The following is a 19,044-nucleotide window of genomic DNA, read 5'->3' as shown; positions in this document are numbered from 1 at the left end:
TGGGATGTCGTTAGTTGGTGAACTGTTCGCCTACCGTGCGGTCCTCGACTGGTTGAATCGAGAGCCCCCGTCGTTCTAAGATCGCCAAGAGTCCATCGCGGTCGAACGACCGCTGGTCGTTCCGGACGTCACAGCCGTACTGGTAGAGACACGACGGACACCCATTCTCGCAGTCACAGTGGAACTGTGTTCGCATGAGTTCAACCCCGCGATCGAAAGCACGGAACACCCCGTCGGACCGCTCGAAGAGGAGTCGGGCTACGTCAGACCCGCCCTCCTGCGACTCGAAGACATCGATCCGGTCTTCGCCGACGTGTTCGGCAAGTTCACGGATGGTGACTCCGCCAAGGTACTGCAGTGTGACTCGTAGGCCATGGGACAGCGTGTGCGAGAGGTTGCGGTCGCATAGATCAATCCGGACTCCCTGCGTGTCGTATTGGTACCCGAGTCGGGCAAATTCCGAGTTCGCTCCTCGGCCGTCTGGGAAGTGCTCGGAATCGGCGCTACACCGCCGCTCGTCATCGCCGTCCCGGTAGATCACGCCCGGACAGTTCTCCTCGCCACAGACCTCGAAGAGATTTTCTTGAGGGTCAACTTCGCCAGACTTGTACTTCGTCCGGTAGCCGTCTGTGTGCAGGAGCACCGAGTAGTCGCCGTATTCCAAGGTCCCGAGTCGTTCTCCCTCGTCGGTCTGGAGTTCAAACGTCCGATTAGGTTCGAACTCGAGAATCGACGTCTCGCGTTCGGCGTAAGTGTTCTGAACTTCCTGATTTGGTTCGGCGTGCAGGTACCGGGCCTCATCGCCTTCCGAGGTCAACTGGAGATTGTCGTGATATGCGTCGACTGAGTCTAGCACGGCGAGCCGGCGCCGTTTCAGCGGTACGTCCGCTTCACAGTCGCACCCAGCCGCGTCAAGGCCGTAGGTAGCGTGACACGCCGGACAGACCAGTTCCTCGGCTAAGTGATTCTCGTCGTCTACCGTCGCGTTCACCGTCTCCCGGAGGTCCGATCCTGATTTCTCGTCGAAACGAACACGGGCAACAGTGTACGTCTCCCTACCGTCGAGGTACGCCGCGCCGGGATGAAGTTCTGAGAGCGCCATCCGCATCGCGCGACCGCTTCCCTGGTCACCGATCGTCCGGCGGTCGTAGCCTTCGTCGACCAGTGTCAGGCCGGCAGTCGTCGCGACACTGCGCATCGAGAAGTCGTATTTCGATTCTTTCGACTCCCGGAGGAAGTCGAAGTAGCTCGATCGACCAAGATCCGAGAGGTAGTCCTCGAGGACATCGATTCGGTCCTGAAGTCCCCGCCGCTCGCGCATGATCCGGCCACGGTCGTCGGGGCCAGCACGCTGCATGTCGCGCCGGAGTTGCCTATTGCTGCGCCGTAGGTCGGCCAGTTCGTCCTCCAGCGACTGCTCATGCTCCTGGAAGTGGGTGATGTACCGGTCCTCGAAATGGTCGAGGACGTCCTCGATGAGGTGATCGAACCGGTCACCGGCATGGAGTACCCGGCCGTCACAGTCGTCGCGTTCGCACACCGGTCGATCGTCATCGGCCGCGTACCGCCGCTCGCAGTCCTCGCAGTACTGGTAATCGAGTAGAGTACCAAGGTGGTTGTTGATGTCCGATCGGTGGTCGTTTACGACCTCGCCCAGGACCGACAGTTTCGAATCGTCGCTCCCTAGTGACAGCGTGTCCGCCGGCAGGGACATGACGTGAGTGAGTTTGCTGGCGTCCTCGCGGTCAACCGCATCACGGGTACTCCGACGGTGGTAGGTGTCACCTCCGTCGATCGACCGGGCGCGGCCGTGATGGCTGACGTCCCAGGGGATCGAAAAGGTAGCTGCCACGTAGTCGAAGACGGCCCAGGACAGCGAGATACGGAGTACCTCCTCGTTGTGTTCGTTCAGTGGTACCGGCGTCGGGTCGGTGTCGATGAGTTCGTCGGGGTGGTCGTAGTAGTAGTAATCAATGGGATTTCGCTGGCTTACCGAGTGTACCATCGACGAGTGCGAACTCCGGCCCGCACGCCCGACTCGCTGGAGGTAGGCGTTCATATTCGGCGGCGTCCCATACAGCAGGAGTGCATCGAGTGCTCCGATGTCGACGCCCAGTTCCATCGTCGGTCCCGAGGAGAGGTGGTGCGGGTAGTTCTCCTCGCGGAAGAGGAACTCCAGTTCGCGGCGCTTGCGCTTGTCTGTCGTCCCCAGATACTCCTCTGAGATCAAAATCCGCGTCCCGGAGTACTCGATTCGGTGTGCGCGCTGGGTGAACCGCGGGTGCGAGGAACAGGCACGCTCCGGGAGTGAGGCGTTCGATGGGACTGCCCTCGCGCGGTCCAGACCGAACTGATGCTGGAGCGTGGTGTAGTACCGTTCAGTATTAGGATCAAAGCCGATTCCGTCGCCTTGCCCAGCGACCGTGACCGAGAGCGCCGAGGGGTCGAACGAGACGTACGTCTCGGTGTGACCGTAAGCGAGGATGTCCTGATCGACTAACTCCGCGACCACGGTCTCAGCAGATCGGTCGGGTGTCGGGTCGTCGAAATTCTCGACGCGATAGTCGTTGCCCTTGTCGACCAGTTCGCGAATTATCGCCCGTTTGTCGGCCGAAATCCCGTCCAGTCCGGGTTCGAACCGCACGTCGAGGAGGCCGACCGCCGACAACGGTTCATCGCGCTCACCCAGACGCTGGCTGTAGACATGGGAAAACGCCCGTCGGGTGAGTCGATCCCGGAGCGCATCTCCGTCGTCCCACCGCTTCCGAGGCTGGTTCTTCAATCGAGACTTGAGGTCGAACTCGACGTTCTGGGCCACCCGGGGCGGTTCCAGCGTCTCGTTGAGATTCTCGATCGTTTCGTCCGCGTACTGCAGAACGTTTTTAAAAGGACTCCACGTGGCTTCGTCGTCGCTCGTGGCGCCGCGGATCAGCAACTGATCCAGCAACGTCTCGACCTCTGGTTCCGAGAAATCGCGGCTGAGTTCCTTCATATCGCGGTGCGAGTCCGCGAATGAGAGGAGTTTGGCCGCCTGTTGACCCTCGTCGTCGGCGACCGCTCGCAACAGGTACTGCGAAGTCGTCGCCGCCAAGTTGTTCGGGCTCCGCATCAGTTCGTCGAATCGTCGGCCAATCTCGTACCTCGCGTATGGGTGGGGGCAGGGGACCGCCGACGACTGGTCGCTCATATTGTGGATCCAACCCCGGGTGTCGAGGGTCTTGTACGCCTGGTGGGAACCGGTTCGGGGGTGGATTTCCTGTTCGTCACAGTCACACCCGTCAGAACCCAGGAACGCGGTGTCACAGGAGTGGCAGTGCTGGTCGTGGTGAACCTCGAACAGGCCGCGTTTTACGAACGATGTGGCACCGCAATCACACCGCTCGGGATTGCCCTCGAAGTGGATCCGGTCACAATCGTCGTTTGTGCAGACCCATGGGATGTACCGGGTTGAGCCGAGTGTCGACCCACACTGGATGCAGTCGTGAGGACTCTCATCGGACCGATCGTACATCGTCCCACAGTCAGGACAGTCGAAACGCCCGTCGCAAGAGATGACCTCGAAGTCAGTTCCATCACAGGACTGGCACGTTCGCTCGGCCCGATGTGTCGACTCGCACGCGGGGTTAACGCAGGTGAACGTCTCCGAATTCGTCCTGACAGTCCGTGCGCCACAGTTATCGCACTCGCGTGTCGTCGTCCGCTCGGTCATCTGATCGCAGTCACAACACAGGAGATAGGGCTGGAAGGTCGTGCGGATCATCTCGACGACCTCATCATGGGCAGTCTCACAGCGCTGGCAGACGTGCACCTCATCTCGATCGACTGACCCGTGCTCGGTGGGAGTATACGGCTCGAGTTGGTCGCACGCCGGACAGTACCACGCGACGAGGTGCTCGTCGCTACAGTGCCGGCAGTAAGTCGACCGCGTGACGAAGTCGAAGCCACACTCCCGGCAATTGTCCTGTGGTGATCGGTGGACCGCGTCGCAGACTGGACATGCGTAAAAGCCGTCGATTGGCCAGGAGAACATGTGGCTTCGGTTCTCCAAGATTCCCGAGAACTCCCCGAGGGTGCGAACGTTGACGACCAACGACTCTGCCTCCTCTTCACCGAGGCTCAGCACGGTTGTCAGTTCGTCGTGGAGTTCCTGCCGGGTCAACGGGTCGTCGTACAGCAACTGGTGGACGTACTGTACCACCTGAACACCGGAATCGTCGCTCGCGGCGGTGAGATGATCGAAGAGGGCGTCGGCCACGACTGTCTCTCTTCGGTCGCGGTCGTACCGTGACGCGTCCTCCAGCGTGTAATCGAACGACTTCAGCCCCGGAACGCTGGTGTCGGGGTCAACTGTGGCTCTGAGAATCTGATTGACCGACAGGGTGTCGGTGATGAATGGTTCTGGTACGGTAGAGGGCAGTACCGCGTCGAGTTCTCGAGGTGACTCGCTCACCTGCGTGACGTCGACAGCGCCACCCACCTTCTGGAACAGTTCGACGTCGTTCTCGACGGTAGCGCTGCTGGCGACGAGTTGTAGGTCGTTGGTCTCCCGGGCCGCACGCAATGCCTGAACGCGCTTCATCAGCATCGACGTATAACTCCCGAACAGGCCATCGTAGGTGTGGACCTCGTCGAACACGAGGAACTCTGGTTCGTAGATGAACCGCTCGTGTTCGTCCTCTGCATTGGTGTTGATGAGCCTGTAGTTGATCGTGTCCGGGTTCGTGAGTAGGATGTCGACCCCGTTCTTGAGGATGTCGTGTTTCGTCAGCCGGAGGAAGTCTAGCGGGACGTCGTTTGGTGCGTCGTCCTCGCAATCGGCCTTCTCCGGAATTAGTTTGAACTGGGAGCCCATATTTCGGATTCGGACCCCACCGCCGCAGTCTCGACACTTCTCCAAATCGTCATTGTACCCAGGGCACTCGAAGTGCCGGAACGTGGCGTTGAGATACCCTTCGGCACCAGACTCGCTGACGTTGCGTGGGGTATCGCCGTCGTAAATCCCTACAGTGATCCGATGCTTCGACTTCAGTTGCTTGTTGATTAGATATAGGTACTGCAGGAGACGTTTCAATTGGTCCTGTGCGAGAGCTTTCGTCGGATAGATGAGCGTAGCCTTGACGCTCGTGTTCTCATCATCGTCTCCGCGACGCTTGGTCTCCAGAATCCGATTGAGTATCGGGATGAGCCATGCCTCGGTCTTCCCCCGCCCCGTCGCAGCCGTGATAACCGTGTCGTCACCCCGGAGGATTGCTTCGACACTCCGCTCCTGAAAGTCGTACAGTCGCTCGAATCCGATCTTCGAGAACGCACGCCTGATGTGCGGCTCCAGTTGTGCTGAGCGGGCAAACGCCTCCCATGACTGAGTACTCCAGTTCGGGATGTCGAGCGCCTGGAGGTACGGACCGCGCATCCCAGTGATGTCGTCCTCAGCGTCTGCGAGCCGATTAGCCACACTCCGCGCAGCACGCCCACCACGACCGATGAAGTAGTCGCGGTAGGCCGTCTGCATCTCCTCCGCGCGGGTGACGGGATCGTCCATGGTTACAGGCTGAGGTTGACCGAGGACTCGAGTTCCTCCACGCTCTTCATCTCCTCGAGAGAGTCGAGAGACACGTCCGCCAATGTGACCTGTTCAGACTTGCTGAGCTTCCTGATTTCGTCGACCGTGGAGTCCGAGAGATCGTGTTCGTCTTGGAAGGAGTCGAAGCTCTGGAGCGACTGATGCTTCTCCCACTCGCTCGTGGCATGCTTCCACTCTCTGACGAACTTCGTCGCCTTCTCGCCAGTGTAGCCTAACTCTTGGTTGAGCAGCTGCCGGAGGTGATTGAGTGCTCTATTGAAGTCGGTGCTCTGACTTCCGAGAATTGATTGAAGCTCCTCGGCGGCACGGATCTTCTCCTGCCACTCGTCAGTACCTCGCCAGCCATCGCCGCCGTTTTGAATTCGGGTTTCGATCCTGTCGCGTGCTCCCTCCACCTGGCGCTTTGCTGCCTTGACCTGTTTTATATGGGTCTCGACTTCGCTGGTCAACTGGACCTGCACTCGTCCGCTACCAGTAGAGTCGGATGCGTCGAGATCCAGTTCGTCTTGTCCCATGTCCTCACCCTGAACGTTCGCGAGGAGCTCGTCCTGAGTGACACCAGTGGCCTTCTGGGCTAACTGAATCGCATCGACGGTCATTGTCGGAGCTGTCCCCCCGAAGGCCTCCTCTAGAACCGTTTTGTAGTATCGAAGTTCGCGGAGGGAATCAACGAGTTCGTCGAGTGCGTCGTTCAACTCGCTAATGTTGTGACGGGCTACCGAGACGTGGTACTGTGTGTTCTGTGCTTGCTTGTGTTCTCTCGCCTTCCCTTCGAGCGCTTCGACAGCTGTCGGTAGTGATTGTGAACTAGTCATGTTACAGCTCCTCCGTCAGGGAGCGTATCGTCTGGCGTTTCTGCTCGTAGTCGCTGTATTCGTCCAGCTGCTTGATTCGGTGTTCGAGATCGGCCCCAGTGGCGTGTTCCTCAGTCTGGAGGTCTTTGATGAGATCGTCTAACGCCTCGTAGATGTCCCAAGCTGCCTGCTCGTGGCGGCTACGGGCGAAGTCGTGGAGTCGAGCGATCAGCGTCACGCCGGTCGCGTCGTCCATACTCTGGAACTTCTCGAGATCGTCGCGAAACGATGCGAGTCCAAGGTTCTCTGGCGACCGAGTTTCGTCTCCGTCGATTCCGAGTAACTCGCGCGCCCGTTCGTACTTGTTCTTGTCACTCACATCCATCACCCCGCGACAAGTCTCTAACGTCTCGAACCAGTCGACGAGGTCCGCAGCAGAGTGACTGTCATCGTACCACCGTTCGACGGGTTCCAGTGTGTCTTTGATGTGGTCGGCGTCCTCGTCGACGGTGAGTCGTTGGAGTTCAGTCGCATAATCCGAAATACGGTCGAACAGAGCGACGACTGTAGTGCTGGCCTTCTTCCGGGTCGTCCCGATTTTGTACGCCTTGGCGAGGTCACCGGTATCGATCATCATCGCCGCGTCAACGTGAGTTTCAACGTCTTCCGCCACCGCCTGGCGGGCTTCAGATAGTCGCTCGTAGTCGACGACTCCCGATCTGAGGAGGAAGAACCCCTCGACGAGATCGCTGATGTCACTGGACGACATGGCCAATTTCTTGCGAGCGCTCCTGAAGGAACTACTTCCATCGAAGTCGTCGACTAAGGGGTTGCCGTAGGGCTGATCACTGTTGAACTCCTCGAAGACGACCTCGGTAGGGAGTTGACCGTCTTCGACTTCGTACCCACGTGCAGCGTTCACGAGGAAAAACTGGGCCAGCACCAGTGTTTTCTCGATCGTGAGTTCCTCGGGAAGACACGCTTCGAGTTCCTCACGCATCTCGTGTTTGAACTGTGCCACGCTGGTGTCCGCCCACGCCCGGAGTTGATCGAAGTTCGTCGTTCGGGGATCGAACACGTCGAACAGGCCGTACTCCAACATCGGCGTGTATAGATCGGCGTGGTCCGGCCCCCACTCGAGTTCGATGTCTATGTTGGACTGGCGTTGCTGATCTCCTTGGATGGACACTGGGATGGTATCACCCTTTGCGTAGTAGATCGCGCCCGCGGCTCTGTCTGGTGACGAATCGGTCGGGGCTTCGTGGTTACTGAGTCTGGTTGGTTCGTGCCAACGTTCGAGGACGGTGACTGCGCCCTTGTGGAGCGTATCTGAACTGGGGTACTCCTCGCCGCTGGTTACCCAGTCCTGAAACTCCTGGAACTTACGTTGTTTTTCGCGCTCTTCCTCCGAGAGGTCGGGACGTTCGATGACCTGAACGTGGTCATCATCCTCATCGGTCTCGCCTTCCTCCCTCTCGGTCTCCTCTTGCTCACTCTCATCGTCCCCATCCGTGTCGACGTCGCGGTCGGGGGTCGGGGGGTTCTTAATCTTGTCCAGAACGATGCTTCCCTTGCCCTTGTCGAACACCACGTAATCGCCTTCGATGGATGCGTCATCGGTATCGGGGAGATTGATCCCGAACGTCTCAAGGATTCCCCGTTTGACTCCGATCCCACCTTCGACGGGGACGCCATACCAGCGAGTGACGTCCTGGTAGATCTGATCATACTTCATGTCGATGTCGAAGGTCGGAGTGTCGACGAACGCGTTCGCCTTCATCGCCTCGTAGGGAGGCCGCGTCGACTTGAGACAGTGTTTCACAACTCGGAGGAGAAGCAATCGAGGTGTCTTCCGGTTGCTCCCCGCGTCATTCAGTTGTCGGTAGGCGACGTGGACGAAGCGCTCGTTGAATGGGTACAGCCCGTCAAAGGCGTCTTCTATCTGCCCGGGAGCACCGCCAGTAGTGGAGTTCCGCTTGATCGCGTTTAAGTACGACCGAGCCAGAGCGACGGAGACGTCATCATCGAGGAAGTACGCCTCTCCGTCCTCGTCGGTCATCGTGAGGTAACCCTCAGAACGACCTTTCATATACGTCGCCGCGTCACTCCGTGCGAGTGCGTCTTCGATGTTGTCCTGCTCCCAGCCGATCGTCCACCCAAGGACGATGTCGTAGCAACTGCTACCGAGTTCGAAGATGTGGTCTAAGAGTTGTTCCTTCAGAACGCTGAACGTCGTGAGGTCCTCGCAGATGAGGACTGGACGAAGTCCCTTCTCCTGGTAGCGTTCCGAGTACTCCTGAAGTTGCTCTTTGAAATCCCCGACGAGGTTGCGGGCGAGATACTCGTGGGCTTCGTTCCGGAGGACTGGATAGAGGACGTCCTTCTCGTCGGTGAGCCGGCTACTGAAACTCAACTGGAGCCGCAGGTCACGGAAGTCCTTGCGCGTCAGGAGGTTGAAGTCGGGGTTCTCATCACGGGAGTCGAGCGCCTCCTGGTACTCCCGAATGTTCTTTGCGAAGATGTTCCGCAGGTCACTCTTGTCACCCCGCGGTTCCGTCAGTTCTCTGCGCTCGTCGTCGGTGAAGTGTTTTGTCGTCCAAATGCCACGGAGGTATTCGACGATGGCACTCGCGGCGTCGTCTGGATCCAAGTCGTCGATGTTCCCAACGTCGGCATCGACATCCAGTGGCTCGGTCAGAATGTCGACGATCTGATCCATCCGCGTTTGGCTCCGAGAGATGTGTAACGCCACGTAATCCTCGATTCCATCGTCGTCTTCGCCGTACCCATTGATCTGGTACTTCGTCCACTCGCAGAGCTGGCTCTTTCCGGACCCGGGTTCACCCCGAAGGATGAAGATACGGTTGGAGTCAGTCAGGTTGGACGCCGTGATGGCGTCAAGAACCTGTTTCTGGGTGACGAATCCACCCGAGACACCGAGCGGGGTCAGCGTATCGGCGTAGATCCGGTCGATATCAACGTGGGTCTCTCTGAACTGCTCGGCCGTCTTCTTCTTCGTGTGCGCTTCCGAGGTGATGAAGTGGTCGACTTGATCGTCGTCCCAGTACCGGGGCAGGTCTCCCGAACTCGGAGCTTCTGGTGCTTGTTGACTCATTGGTGGGTGCGGAGTTGGTCGAGGGGGTACTGGTACGCCGTTTCGTCCGGACGGGAATTGATGGAGACGTGTGTAACGCTCGTCCTGTTCCCGCGACCGTCTTCGTTGAGGTCCGACGGTGGCAACTTCACCTCGTTCTTCGCATCACCGGGGGCCGACAGAGACAGAACACCATCGGCCTCCATGTTCCGAAGGACGTCGGCGATTGCCGGATGAAGCCGTCGCGACCCAGACCGATCCAGATAGACGGTGAACAGGTTCTCCTGAATCCAGTCGAGCGCATGGCGGAACTCAACGTCCTCGACCGGCGCATGATTGTAATCCGAATCCTCGCCCGAACTCTTTGGCGCGAGCGTGAGCGCATCCTGCATGAGCGCACGGCACGGACTCATGACGATGCCATCGTCGGTCTCGGAGACGAGGCCAATCTGCTCGCACAGGATGACCCACATATTGATCTTCTCGTCAGTCCACCCGAGATCGTAATCGGAGTGGTAACTCGTCTCCCGTTTCAAAACCGTGCGTATATCGTCGCGATCAGCACTGACGGTCCTATCTTCTTCACTCATCAGGGCCTGATGTACGTCGACGAAGTGGCGTTGACGGCCCTCCTGCTGGTTGCAGTGGTAAAGCAGGCGGGGTTCAAACGGAAGTTCCTCGAAGGAATCCTCGTTGATGCGCTCAACGGTGTCCTTGATATCGCCGTTGGGACTCTCAACGAGGTCGACGGCGTTGAGAAAGCGCAGCGTGTTCTCAACGTGGTCTGTTTTCACCTCCTCTGTCGTCGGACGGCCGAACTTGCTCGTAACCTCGGAGACGCTGGTTGGTCCCTGAAGAGAGCCGTAGATGTGTTTGAGTTCCGGTGCTCGCACCGAGATGTACCCGGTGAGCCACTTGTCCGGCTTGGTGCTTGCCGGTGTGTATGTCGTGCTCATGTTCCCTCCTGGTGGCGGTAACGGTAGGTGTCTAATCGTGTTTCTTCGTACTCCACCCGCTCTAACATGTCGAGCATGCGGTTGGCAACCTCCTGGGTCGGGCCCCGCTCAGTCCACGACCTGAGCGCTTCTCTGATGCGCTCGGAGTACGCGTCGAGGACGTTCTCGACGTCCTCGCGGATCAAGTAGTACAGGGGGTCCCACGCGGGACTGTCCGCAGGGACCTGTGTATAGTCGAACAGGTCCGGGATCGATCCTGCATCCAAGCCCGCCGCCTTATGATGAGCAGAGAGCTGGTGAAAGTACAGGTTCTGCGTGGTCGATAGCGGGAGATCCGAATCGACGTTGTGCTGTAGGTAACGCTTCAACAGCGCCTTGTGATCCGTGACGGTACACTCGAACTCGTCGACGAACGACTTCCCCGGTTTCTTCGTAAGCCGAGGCATCATCGGCGACTTCGTGTCTGTGACGAGAACGTATGGGACGTCATCTGGACGGGCCCGTAGTAGTTGGCGGACGACGTCTTGATCATCAAGGGTGCGCGTCTCGTCCTGTAACACACCAGTCAGCATCTCTTGACTGACGTAGTGGACGAGCGGAAATACAACGTCGCCGACACCGTCCTCTCGTAGTGATTCGTTTGCGACCAGTTCGTACTCGACCAGTCGCAATCCGTTGTCGTAGATCCCGGGATGGGCGACGGTAGTGAGGTCGAACTGGGCAAGCAACGGCAACGACCTGAGTTGGGCGCGTGCCTGCGAACCGGTCTTGGCGAGTTGCGGGTCGCGGATCACGAGAAACGTATCTCGTGTGCCAACGAACTCCGCTATCGCGGGCGTACTCGTATCGGGTGGGTCTGTCATCGTCTGGGGTCACTTGGGAGTTGATTCGGCGTCGGTGTGGGATTGGACGCCGTCTGTACGCATCCGATGACCGTAGCCGTCGCTACGGCCGATTCAGCCGTGTCAGGCCTCCTCGAACGGGATGCGACCAAGTGTTGTTTTGATCGCGATTGACATAAAAGTATCGGATAGTTTATATATTTTCACATAGAAGTCTCTCTCCGCCCGGGTGATGGCCTCGCCCGAGAGTAGGATGCGAACTACTCGCATATTCACGATATACAGTAATATAACTATCGAGGGTGAGACAAGTCAGAAACAGTTGCAGTGATTCGGAACGATGGGATAACGAATCAGGGGCCCAGTGGGCCCTTTTCACTGGGAAGTGGCACCGGTCCGTGCGAATATCGTGCTGACTGTTGCACTAATTCGGAACAATAAGGGTCAATGAGACGCGTTCTCCCAGACATGCGCACCTACCTAGCCCCCCTTGGCTTCGACAGTCGCCGCGTCGTGCGGCCAGTTCTGAGCGAGGGCCTCGATGAGGAGGATCGGGTCGTTCTTCTTCAACCTGCCACCGGTTCGGAGAGGGGAGAAGACGCGTACGAAGAGGTCAAGGATGTCCTGACGCAGGTCGTTCCCGACCTCGAACTGGTGTCCGAAACCCTGCCGTACTCGGACTTCGTCGAGACAACGTTGTACTGTATCGATCTCATACAGGTAGCGGAAGCGGAGACGATTATCATTCTTGGTGGCGGCGCTCGCGAGCTGCTCCTTCCGTTGACCGTTGCGACGTTCGCCAGCGCCGACTACGTCGACACAATTTTGCAAGTCGGTGATATCGATAGCAGTGTTCGTCAAATCCCCAAGTTGACCCTGCGTGGAAGCGTTTCGGACGCTGAGGCAGGTCTACTTGCAGATCTGAACGAGTTCCGATTGCCGCTGTCGATCAGTCAGATAGCCACCGAACTGGATCGTTCGAAGAGCACGATAGCCCGGCACGTCAGTAGTCTCGAGAGCGAAGGGTTCGTATCGACTGCCAAGGACGGTCGGTCGAAGGCAGTTTCAGTGTCCGATAGTGGGAGGTTGTTTTTAAAAACATGGGAGCGGTCACGGCTCAGTTGATATTTTGGAGATTCGACTGTTGCTGTGTCTCAGGTTACTCAACCTAAGGGGTGCTGATAACTGATTACGCTGTCCGAACGAGTACGTGAACTCGTCAAGTGGCCAGCAACAAGTTATTTAAAATTCAGGATGAGTCTTCGAAACCATGGAACTGCCGATGTGCTTTAAGGAACGCAGTATGGGGCTGTAAGTGCGGTTCGGGGAGAGAAATCTGCGTTCCTTCCATCTGCTTGAACTCATGATAACCTGAAAAGTTAGGCGCATCACGAACCGTGGTAGTATAATCGTCCGAAAGCGCAATCCAGCCGCGGTCGAACGCCCAGTGGTGAAGCTTACACAGTGCTACCCCGTTCTGGACGATATCAGGTCCTCCCGTTCCTTTCGGGTAAATGTGGGCTGCTTCGACCTCAGGAGTTCCATGAGGTGACATCCGTGACGAACCACACATTGCACAGGCTTCGTCGTACGCGGAGCGTGTTGCCTTTCGGAACGCCTGGGAACGGATGATCTCCTCTCGCTTGGAACGCTGTGGTTCGTCAGTAGATAGTTCCGGATCTGAGATCGTTTGCTCTAACAGTTCGACGACCCGAGCCTCAACACTGGTTGGCGATTCGCGACGAGGACCGTTCCGGAAACTCTCGACGTATGCCGGTACCGATCCGAATTTCGAACGGAGACCCGCCAGCCGAGATTCCCGTGGCATCTTGCTGCCGCCCAGCAGATAATCGATGTCATAGTTCAAGAGTTTGTGGAGGTCAGGGGCTGGAATGTCTACACGGAAGACGTCGGTGAAGAACATAAGAAGCGACCGCTCTTCCTCAGGGTCCCTATTAAGCTGCCGTTCGTCTTTTCGCTCCCACACGTCACGAGCCAGATCGTCGCTTATAGCCTTCTTGTGGAGTCGAGCGGCGTGGGTGTATATTCGCTTCTTCGTGTAGAAGAGAACGTAGTCCTGACCTTCGGTTAACGCCGAGTGATTTGACTCGAAACTCTTCGCAATGCCCCACACAGATACTGGTCGCGTGTATCCGAGTTCCTCTACCAAGGGATGGTCTTTTGGGGAGACGCCCTGCAGTACTGACCGTTTGAAGTTTTGATACGGGATTTTCTTATTGTCCCGGCTGCAGGCGGCTAAGAACAGTCGGCACGAGTCTCTCATAGCCTCCTATGAGAGTGTGTGATGCCAACTATCTTTTGTCGAATCGAATTATCACCTCACTCTCCATTTGTCAAGACGTTTTGGACGTACTCTCCCTCCACTGTCGCTTTACCGTCATCTACAGCCGCGTCCAAGACTCGACTACACAACGAAATGGCCTGGCGGACGTTTCCTTGAGACCGCTGATGGATCAATTGGAGACACTCCCTCTCGAACGGGTCGATACCAGCGCCACTGTCCGACCTAGCTGAGTCCAGATACGAAGAGACGAGATTGACGATGTGCTCGTCGGTCAACGGTCGAAGTGCCACCTCCTGACCGATCCGCTCGGAAAAGGCGTGGTACTCGCTCATTACGTCTTGCCATACCTCAGGAGCACACCCAAACAGGATACACAACCCGTGGCTGTTCTGATCCATGAGATGGCGGATACTGTTCAGCGTCGTCTGCTCGTCTTTCGGCGATAGTCGCGCGATGCTCTCGAACTCGTCGACGAAGACGAAGACGCCCGTATAGCCCAACTCCAGAAGAAGGTTCTTCAGTGCAGTGAACGCACGGACGCTCGAGGTGTCGTCGTCTAACGCGCTGTGAATCTCCATCTCTTTGCGTTGCTCGTATCGGATTCCTTCGGCGGTGAGCCACTGCCACGAGTAGAGATTGGTGTCTTCGTAGATCATATGGACGATCGCTCGAGAGAAGTCCGCGAACTTCGTGACGTCGTTCAACCGCTGAATCGCGGTCGGCACGAGTTCAGAGAGTAGGACTTCACCGTCGTCGATGAGTCGTCTGGTATCCTTGGCGTCGCTCGGTTCCTCCTCAGTCACGTCTCGTGTGACGACGGTCAAGAACTCGTACGCAAGTGTCTGCACCCGGTCGAACCCGAGGTCGTACATGAACTCGTGGTAGATGTCACGGAACCCTTCTCCGGGTTGGGCGACGTACCCGACGACGACATCGTCGCGGTCGCGGACCAGCGACCGGGTGTACTTGAGCGTGTGTGACTTTCCGTTGCCGTACTTTCCAGTGATGACGAGGTGTTTCGACTTACCCGTGCTCAGCATCGTCGAAACGGTATCACTGATCGCCCGGGTGGCGTGCTCCTGTCCACAGTACAGCTCGGGATCGTCGTCCGGAACCGGACTGTACGGGAACGGGTTCACTTCGAGTCCGAACTGGGAGTAATCGCGCGGTTCATCCGTGATTGTGAAAGGTGTTTCAGTCATCGTCTGTGGTGTACACGAGATCGCGCTCGTGAATCGCGAGGTAGTAGTACTGTTTGCCGAACTGTTCCACACCGGCCATCACCTGCTCAGTCGACTGTGAGGTCGAAACCAAGCCGCCGCTCTCGGCCAGTGTCATCTCTTTGATCCCGAGGGCTGCGTCCTTCGCGCCGGTATCGAAGGGGGCACCCGACAGTTCCACCTTGCCGACGTTCTGTTGCGCCAATGCCAGAAGCGCCTGGTCGAACGCCCGACGCGGGCAACCGACGCGCTCACAGAAGTGCTCCCGGAGTTTTGGAATCGACAGATATCGCTGGCGGAGTGAGACTCCAGCAGTCTGTTCGAGATCGTCGAACACCGACAGCAGGACATGCGGAAAGTTCGCCGAAGAATTTCCCCGCTCGACGGGATAGTACGATCCGGTGAACGCGTTACGTTGGACGCGCCCGAGTCTCTCGGCCCAGTCACCGAGTACCTCGATACTCGTCTGATTGTACGATCTACCCGTGTGTTCCTCTCGGGTTTCTAGTTCCTCAAGGACCGTGTCGAGATCAGCAGGTGCGGTCGCTTCCAGCGTTCTCAAGAGAGCCTTATAGTGGCGACTCCGGGTTTCGAGGATCCTACTTACCCGCGACCAATCCTCGGCGCGCACCGCAGTCAGGAACTCAATCCCGACTGATGTGGTCATATACCACGCAGATTCGTCCTCATCATCGGGATCGTACTCGCCAAGGAGTCCGATTCGGAGTGCTTCGAGGATGGTCTCTCGTGCTCGCCGATGGCTCACGTCGAGGTTTTCTTCGATTTCGACTGTCGTGTGACTCGCACCCTCGCAGACGTGCGTCACCTCGACGAGTCTGGCGAGGGTCACCGGTCGCACCGTCGGTCGCTCACTCATGTGAGCCTCCGGACTTGCTGTTTGGCAATTCGGTACGCCCGCTGGGTCACTTCGTTCCCGCTGAATCGAAGATCAAGATACGACTCGATGTCTTCCCCACTCGCCGCCATATACCGGAATCTGCGGAGTTCGGTAACCAGTGACCAGAGGTTATGTTCGGTCAAGAGGTCTCGATTCTCCCGTATCGTCGAGAGTGACCGGGACCAACAGACCGGACATGAGCAAGGGAGGTGCTCTAACTCCTCGATTTGGTGTAATTCCGTACCACCGAATCCAGGTACGAGATAATTCCGATTTCCTGCGCTTCGGATAAAAGCTGAGGAGTCGAAACTGTCGACTCCAAGATATAGTAATAGTGGCTGATAAACGATCCCTCCTAGCCCGTATACGTGGAGGTGTTTGTCAGTCGCCCGTCTGGCAGCAAGTATCAGCTTAGTTACTTTCTCGTAATCCGTCCGAATCGGGACCATACTGCCGAGGGCATACCCATCGAAGTCGCCGTGACGCTCCAGATAGCGCACCACATTACCGACTGTTTCTGGGTCGTAGCCATGGACACTCGCGAAGAGAAGTGCGTCCCCATCGTGTGTGTCGCTCGCTTCGATCGCGAATCTGGTACTCTGTTCGATTCGACGTTGATTCTTAGCGGCACGATTCTCTCGCGAGAGAGGCAGATCAACTGTTCCGTAGATGTCTGCGTCGAGTTGGTTTTGGGTTTCTAAGGTTCGTGCTGGGGTGGTATCGACAGTTGCGGCATGGAAGTCAAAGCCTCCGCTGTCCGCGAAGAGAATGGTATTACTCGGGACCCCCATCTCTTCTCGGAGGGTCGCGCCCGCCCGCAAACGGTCCCACTGAGGGTCGCGTTGCCGGATTGACCGGGCATTGACCATCGCAGTCCGGAGGTCTGGGATACTGTCGGCGTACTCTGGGGTGTTGTCACTCGACCGCTTCCCGATGTTCCGCACGGGAAACAGAACCGGTGTTTCCAAGGGTCCGTGGGGAGTGTCGAGTGTTCGTTGTCGGTACAACATGGCGACGCGCTCGGATTAGCTGGGATCATTAAAAATATGAACTCAATATCGGAACAATTTATGAAGTTGTTGAATGAATCATCCGCCTACTGATCCAATGTTTCAATTTTTATCCCGATGTAAATGAACAGAAACAAATATCGAACGGTGGAGCGAATTAATAAAAACGACTAGAAAATCTACACTGATACCGTGCTGAGAACTTTTATCATGGTCTTCGATAGGTCTCCTTTATGAGTAAAGCTGAGGTCTGGGAACAGTGGGTTGATATCCACGAGTTTGATAATAGTGTTCCTCTCTTCGAAACCAATTCAGACCTTGTTGTCCAGACAGAGCGATTTGGTACTGGTTCACATGAACGTGACGTTCTCAAGCGGAGTGGGGAGGTGGAACAACTGGTAATTGATGAGGCAGAGAAGGTTGAAAGCGACTTCCACGAACGAGGACGACGCTACGAAGGGGTCATTTATGTGATGTACTGGATCGATTCAAATGCAGATGTAACTCCTCTGTACATTGGGAAATCGGGGAAGTTTGAGTCTAATGGGTACAAACTCAATCCGAATCTGAAGTCCGTTCGGGATCGAAAGTCTCGGTTTGCGAGATGGGGGTATGGAACCGCATTTCATTTAGGTGAACTAAGTCAGATATATTTCAATTCATCCTGGGAATCATATGGAAGTGTGACAAATACGTCGAAGGGGCGATGGATACGAACTTTGTTTGAGCCGAAATCCCGTCGTCTCAACCAGGAAGTCTACCTTTGGATGAAAGCTTGGGAAGTCGGCGGTGTTGGCCCATACACACCGGGCACGGGAGCCTCTCCATTTCTGGAAGAATTGGAGCTTCAGCTTATCGCCTTGACTTGGGAACTATTTCCAGAAATACTGCTGAACACAGATGGACTCCCTTATAACCCAGAAGCATTCGCCCACTTACGAGGGTTAAGCGACCAATCGGACCTGAGTGATTTCGAGTAAATACGTTCTACTGCCTCAGACGCACTGAGCTCTGAGATTAGTGCTTCTCATTATACATCTCTAGCGCACGGCGAATCGTTCTCACTGTATTCGAGACGCGGTTATCAGCAACCCGTGTCAGTCCCTGCGGATAGTAGTCCGGTCCGTAATCAAACAGGCGATTTACTGCACCCCGTGGAATAGATAATTCAGTGAACTCTTCAATAGTGTATATAAGTTTTGACGGCGCATTCTGCCAGAATGTCGTACTAGCCCACTTCTCCTCGTCCACAAATGTTCGTCCAACGTTCCCGATGCCAACGTACGCTCCATCTTGATAGAACAGCACAAGATCACCGCGGTTCATCTTTTCAAAATAATTCTTATTCCGCTCACCGTCCCTCGCTCCCCAGAATCGTACCGAAGTCAGATCAGCAATCGGGTCCGGGGTCTTCGAAATCTCAGTCAGATTTACTTGCGAGAGGACTGTTCGATCGAAATTCCCCGGGTCGCACGGCACCAAAAAGACATTAGCTGTCATTTGCACTGAATTTAGGGCCGATTGTCTTAACAACTGTCCTTAAGACTATATGGCAAATTGGTCGTATCTGTAAAACGATTCTATCCGACGACCGATCTGGAACACAATCGCTACCTTGGGATTGTACCCAAGTCGCCTAGTCGTATTCGCTGAGTCCTGTTTGTGTCGTCGGTTCTGTCGTACAGTATTCGACGAGATCCGACAGTTTCTCCATAGCTGCCCCTCTGCTTCGATGATCGGCCAAGTTCTGGAGAAATTTCCCTTTTAATGCAACGACAATCGCACCATGTTCCTTCGCCTCGGTTGTCCTGGCGGGAATTGAGACAATGTGTTCCCTCTCGGTTGCAAGTGCTTCCTGATTGAAAATGACTCCAAGAGTCTCAGATGGAATCGCATCAAGCACACTCTCGACAGCACAGGCACGATAGTAGTCACTCCCGAGTGCCAAGACGACGATGTCATACGGGGGGGTTGCTTGCACGGCCTCTCGAACGTCAGCTGGAATCCCCAGTCGAGTCGCTCGTTCGTCGATAGCGGACGAGTTCATCCCAGCGAACGTCACGTTGTAGGGGGGTAGTTCAGTTTCCTCATCGACTAAACCGAAGCCAGCACTGATGTACAACCGGTCGACAGTGTCTCCCGCGGCTCGAAGTCGGTCGACAGCCGAGTCGATGTACCCTTGCTGACGTCCCGTATACAGTTGTCTCGCTGGAATCGCTGGGACCCCGTCGCGAGCAAGCAATCCTTCTCGACCGTGTTCATCGATGTCAGCGGCACTGAACTCCGATGCGTTGTTGGGTACCTCCTTGCTTCCAGAACACTGGTCGATAATAAGAAATCGCAT

At 56.6% G+C, this 19,044-nt stretch carries 13 protein-coding genes; 2 read left to right on the top strand and 11 right to left on the bottom strand.

Going from position 1 to position 19,044, the window contains the following annotated elements:
* Positions 1-10: 10 nt before the first annotated feature.
* Genes NKJ07_RS24305 through NKJ07_RS24285 form a run of 5 tightly spaced genes read right to left on the bottom strand, consistent with a single transcriptional unit; the run spans position 11 to position 11,288 of the window.
* On the bottom strand, positions 11-5,539 hold the full coding sequence (locus NKJ07_RS24305; protein ID WP_318571219.1) for a DEAD/DEAH box helicase: 5,529 nt from the start codon (positions 5,537-5,539) through the stop codon (positions 11-13).
* Positions 5,540-5,541: 2 nt separating this feature from the next.
* Positions 5,542-6,396 (bottom strand): hypothetical protein, encoded by an 855-nt coding sequence (locus tag NKJ07_RS24300; protein WP_318571218.1) that lies wholly within the window; start codon positions 6,394-6,396, stop codon positions 5,542-5,544.
* A gap of 1 nt (position 6,397) precedes the next feature.
* The gene (locus NKJ07_RS24295) at positions 6,398-9,490 is read right to left on the bottom strand and encodes a hypothetical protein (protein WP_318571217.1); all 3,093 of its coding nucleotides are present in this window, start codon (positions 9,488-9,490) and stop codon (positions 6,398-6,400) included.
* Positions 9,487-10,425 (bottom strand): hypothetical protein, encoded by a 939-nt coding sequence (locus NKJ07_RS24290; RefSeq protein ID WP_318571216.1) that lies wholly within the window; start codon positions 10,423-10,425, stop codon positions 9,487-9,489. The genes NKJ07_RS24295 and NKJ07_RS24290 overlap by 4 nt, the downstream gene beginning before the upstream one ends.
* On the bottom strand, positions 10,422-11,288 hold the full coding sequence (locus NKJ07_RS24285) for a hypothetical protein (RefSeq protein WP_318571215.1): 867 nt from the start codon (positions 11,286-11,288) through the stop codon (positions 10,422-10,424). Before NKJ07_RS24285 ends, NKJ07_RS24290 begins: the two co-directional genes overlap by 4 nt.
* A 447-nt stretch (positions 11,289-11,735) precedes the next feature.
* Here NKJ07_RS24285 and csa3 point away from each other — a divergent pair, with 447 nt between their 5' ends.
* Positions 11,736-12,392: a CRISPR-associated CARF protein Csa3 gene (gene csa3 / locus NKJ07_RS24280; RefSeq protein WP_318571214.1), complete on the top strand. Its 657-nt coding sequence runs from the start codon at positions 11,736-11,738 to the stop codon at positions 12,390-12,392.
* 124 nt (positions 12,393-12,516) lie between these two features.
* Here csa3 and NKJ07_RS24275 read toward each other — a convergent pair whose 3' ends face one another.
* Genes NKJ07_RS24275 through NKJ07_RS24260 form a run of 4 tightly spaced genes read right to left on the bottom strand, consistent with a single transcriptional unit; the run spans position 12,517 to position 16,700 of the window.
* On the bottom strand, positions 12,517-13,551 hold the full coding sequence (locus NKJ07_RS24275; RefSeq protein WP_318571213.1) for an HNH endonuclease: 1,035 nt from the start codon (positions 13,549-13,551) through the stop codon (positions 12,517-12,519).
* Between the two features lie 56 nt (positions 13,552-13,607).
* A complete protein-coding gene (locus NKJ07_RS24270; RefSeq protein WP_318571212.1) occupies positions 13,608-14,774 on the bottom strand; it encodes a BREX system ATP-binding domain-containing protein in 1,167 nt (388 codons plus the stop codon).
* Positions 14,767-15,669, bottom strand: coding sequence for a hypothetical protein (locus NKJ07_RS24265; protein ID WP_318571211.1), 903 nt, complete (start codon positions 15,667-15,669; stop codon positions 14,767-14,769). Before NKJ07_RS24265 ends, NKJ07_RS24270 begins: the two co-directional genes overlap by 8 nt.
* Entirely contained in the window at positions 15,666-16,700 is a 1,035-nt protein-coding gene (locus NKJ07_RS24260; RefSeq protein ID WP_318571210.1) for a tRNA-guanine transglycosylase, read from the bottom strand. The genes NKJ07_RS24265 and NKJ07_RS24260 overlap by 4 nt, the downstream gene beginning before the upstream one ends.
* A gap of 233 nt (positions 16,701-16,933) precedes the next feature.
* Between NKJ07_RS24260 and NKJ07_RS24255 the strand changes: the two genes are divergently transcribed.
* The gene (locus NKJ07_RS24255; RefSeq protein ID WP_318571209.1) at positions 16,934-17,680 is read left to right on the top strand and encodes a hypothetical protein; all 747 of its coding nucleotides are present in this window, start codon (positions 16,934-16,936) and stop codon (positions 17,678-17,680) included.
* Positions 17,681-17,717: 37 nt separating this feature from the next.
* Here the strand turns inward: NKJ07_RS24255 and NKJ07_RS24250 are convergent, their stop codons facing one another.
* Positions 17,718-18,200, bottom strand: a complete 483-nt coding sequence (locus NKJ07_RS24250; RefSeq protein WP_318571208.1) for a hypothetical protein — start codon at positions 18,198-18,200, stop codon at positions 17,718-17,720.
* 136 nt (positions 18,201-18,336) lie between these two features.
* Positions 18,337-19,044, bottom strand: a complete 708-nt coding sequence (locus NKJ07_RS24245; protein ID WP_318571207.1) for a hypothetical protein — start codon at positions 19,042-19,044, stop codon at positions 18,337-18,339.

This window comes from Salinigranum marinum (assembly GCF_024228675.1).
GTDB classification, from domain to species: domain Archaea; phylum Halobacteriota; class Halobacteria; order Halobacteriales; family Haloferacaceae; genus Salinigranum; species Salinigranum marinum.
This window is presented reverse-complemented; position numbering and strand designations above follow the sequence as displayed.

What these genes read in the sequence shown, in the direction of transcription:
- NKJ07_RS24275 (WP_318571213.1), bottom strand. Translation starts at nt 13,551, where the DNA reads ATGAGAGACTCGTGCCGACTGTTCTTAGCCGCCTGCAGCCGGGACAAT.
- NKJ07_RS24300 (WP_318571218.1), bottom strand. Translation starts at nt 6,396, where the DNA reads ATGACTAGTTCACAATCACTACCGACAGCTGTCGAAGCGCTCGAAGGG.
- NKJ07_RS24290 (WP_318571216.1), bottom strand. Translation starts at nt 10,425, where the DNA reads ATGAGCACGACATACACACCGGCAAGCACCAAGCCGGACAAGTGGCTC.
- NKJ07_RS24285 (WP_318571215.1), bottom strand. Translation starts at nt 11,288, where the DNA reads ATGACAGACCCACCCGATACGAGTACGCCCGCGATAGCGGAGTTCGTT.
- NKJ07_RS24270 (WP_318571212.1), bottom strand. Translation starts at nt 14,774, where the DNA reads ATGACTGAAACACCTTTCACAATCACGGATGAACCGCGCGATTACTCC.
- NKJ07_RS24295 (WP_318571217.1), bottom strand. Translation starts at nt 9,490, where the DNA reads ATGAGTCAACAAGCACCAGAAGCTCCGAGTTCGGGAGACCTGCCCCGG.
- NKJ07_RS24265 (WP_318571211.1), bottom strand. Translation starts at nt 15,669, where the DNA reads ATGAGTGAGCGACCGACGGTGCGACCGGTGACCCTCGCCAGACTCGTC.
- NKJ07_RS24305 (WP_318571219.1), bottom strand. Translation starts at nt 5,539, where the DNA reads ATGGACGATCCCGTCACCCGCGCGGAGGAGATGCAGACGGCCTACCGC.
- NKJ07_RS24245 (WP_318571207.1), bottom strand. Translation starts at nt 19,044, where the DNA reads ATGCGATTTCTTATTATCGACCAGTGTTCTGGAAGCAAGGAGGTACCC.
- csa3 (WP_318571214.1), top strand. Translation starts at nt 11,736, where the DNA reads ATGCGCACCTACCTAGCCCCCCTTGGCTTCGACAGTCGCCGCGTCGTG.
- NKJ07_RS24255 (WP_318571209.1), top strand. Translation starts at nt 16,934, where the DNA reads ATGAGTAAAGCTGAGGTCTGGGAACAGTGGGTTGATATCCACGAGTTT.
- NKJ07_RS24260 (WP_318571210.1), bottom strand. Translation starts at nt 16,700, where the DNA reads ATGTTGTACCGACAACGAACACTCGACACTCCCCACGGACCCTTGGAA.
- NKJ07_RS24250 (WP_318571208.1), bottom strand. Translation starts at nt 18,200, where the DNA reads ATGACAGCTAATGTCTTTTTGGTGCCGTGCGACCCGGGGAATTTCGAT.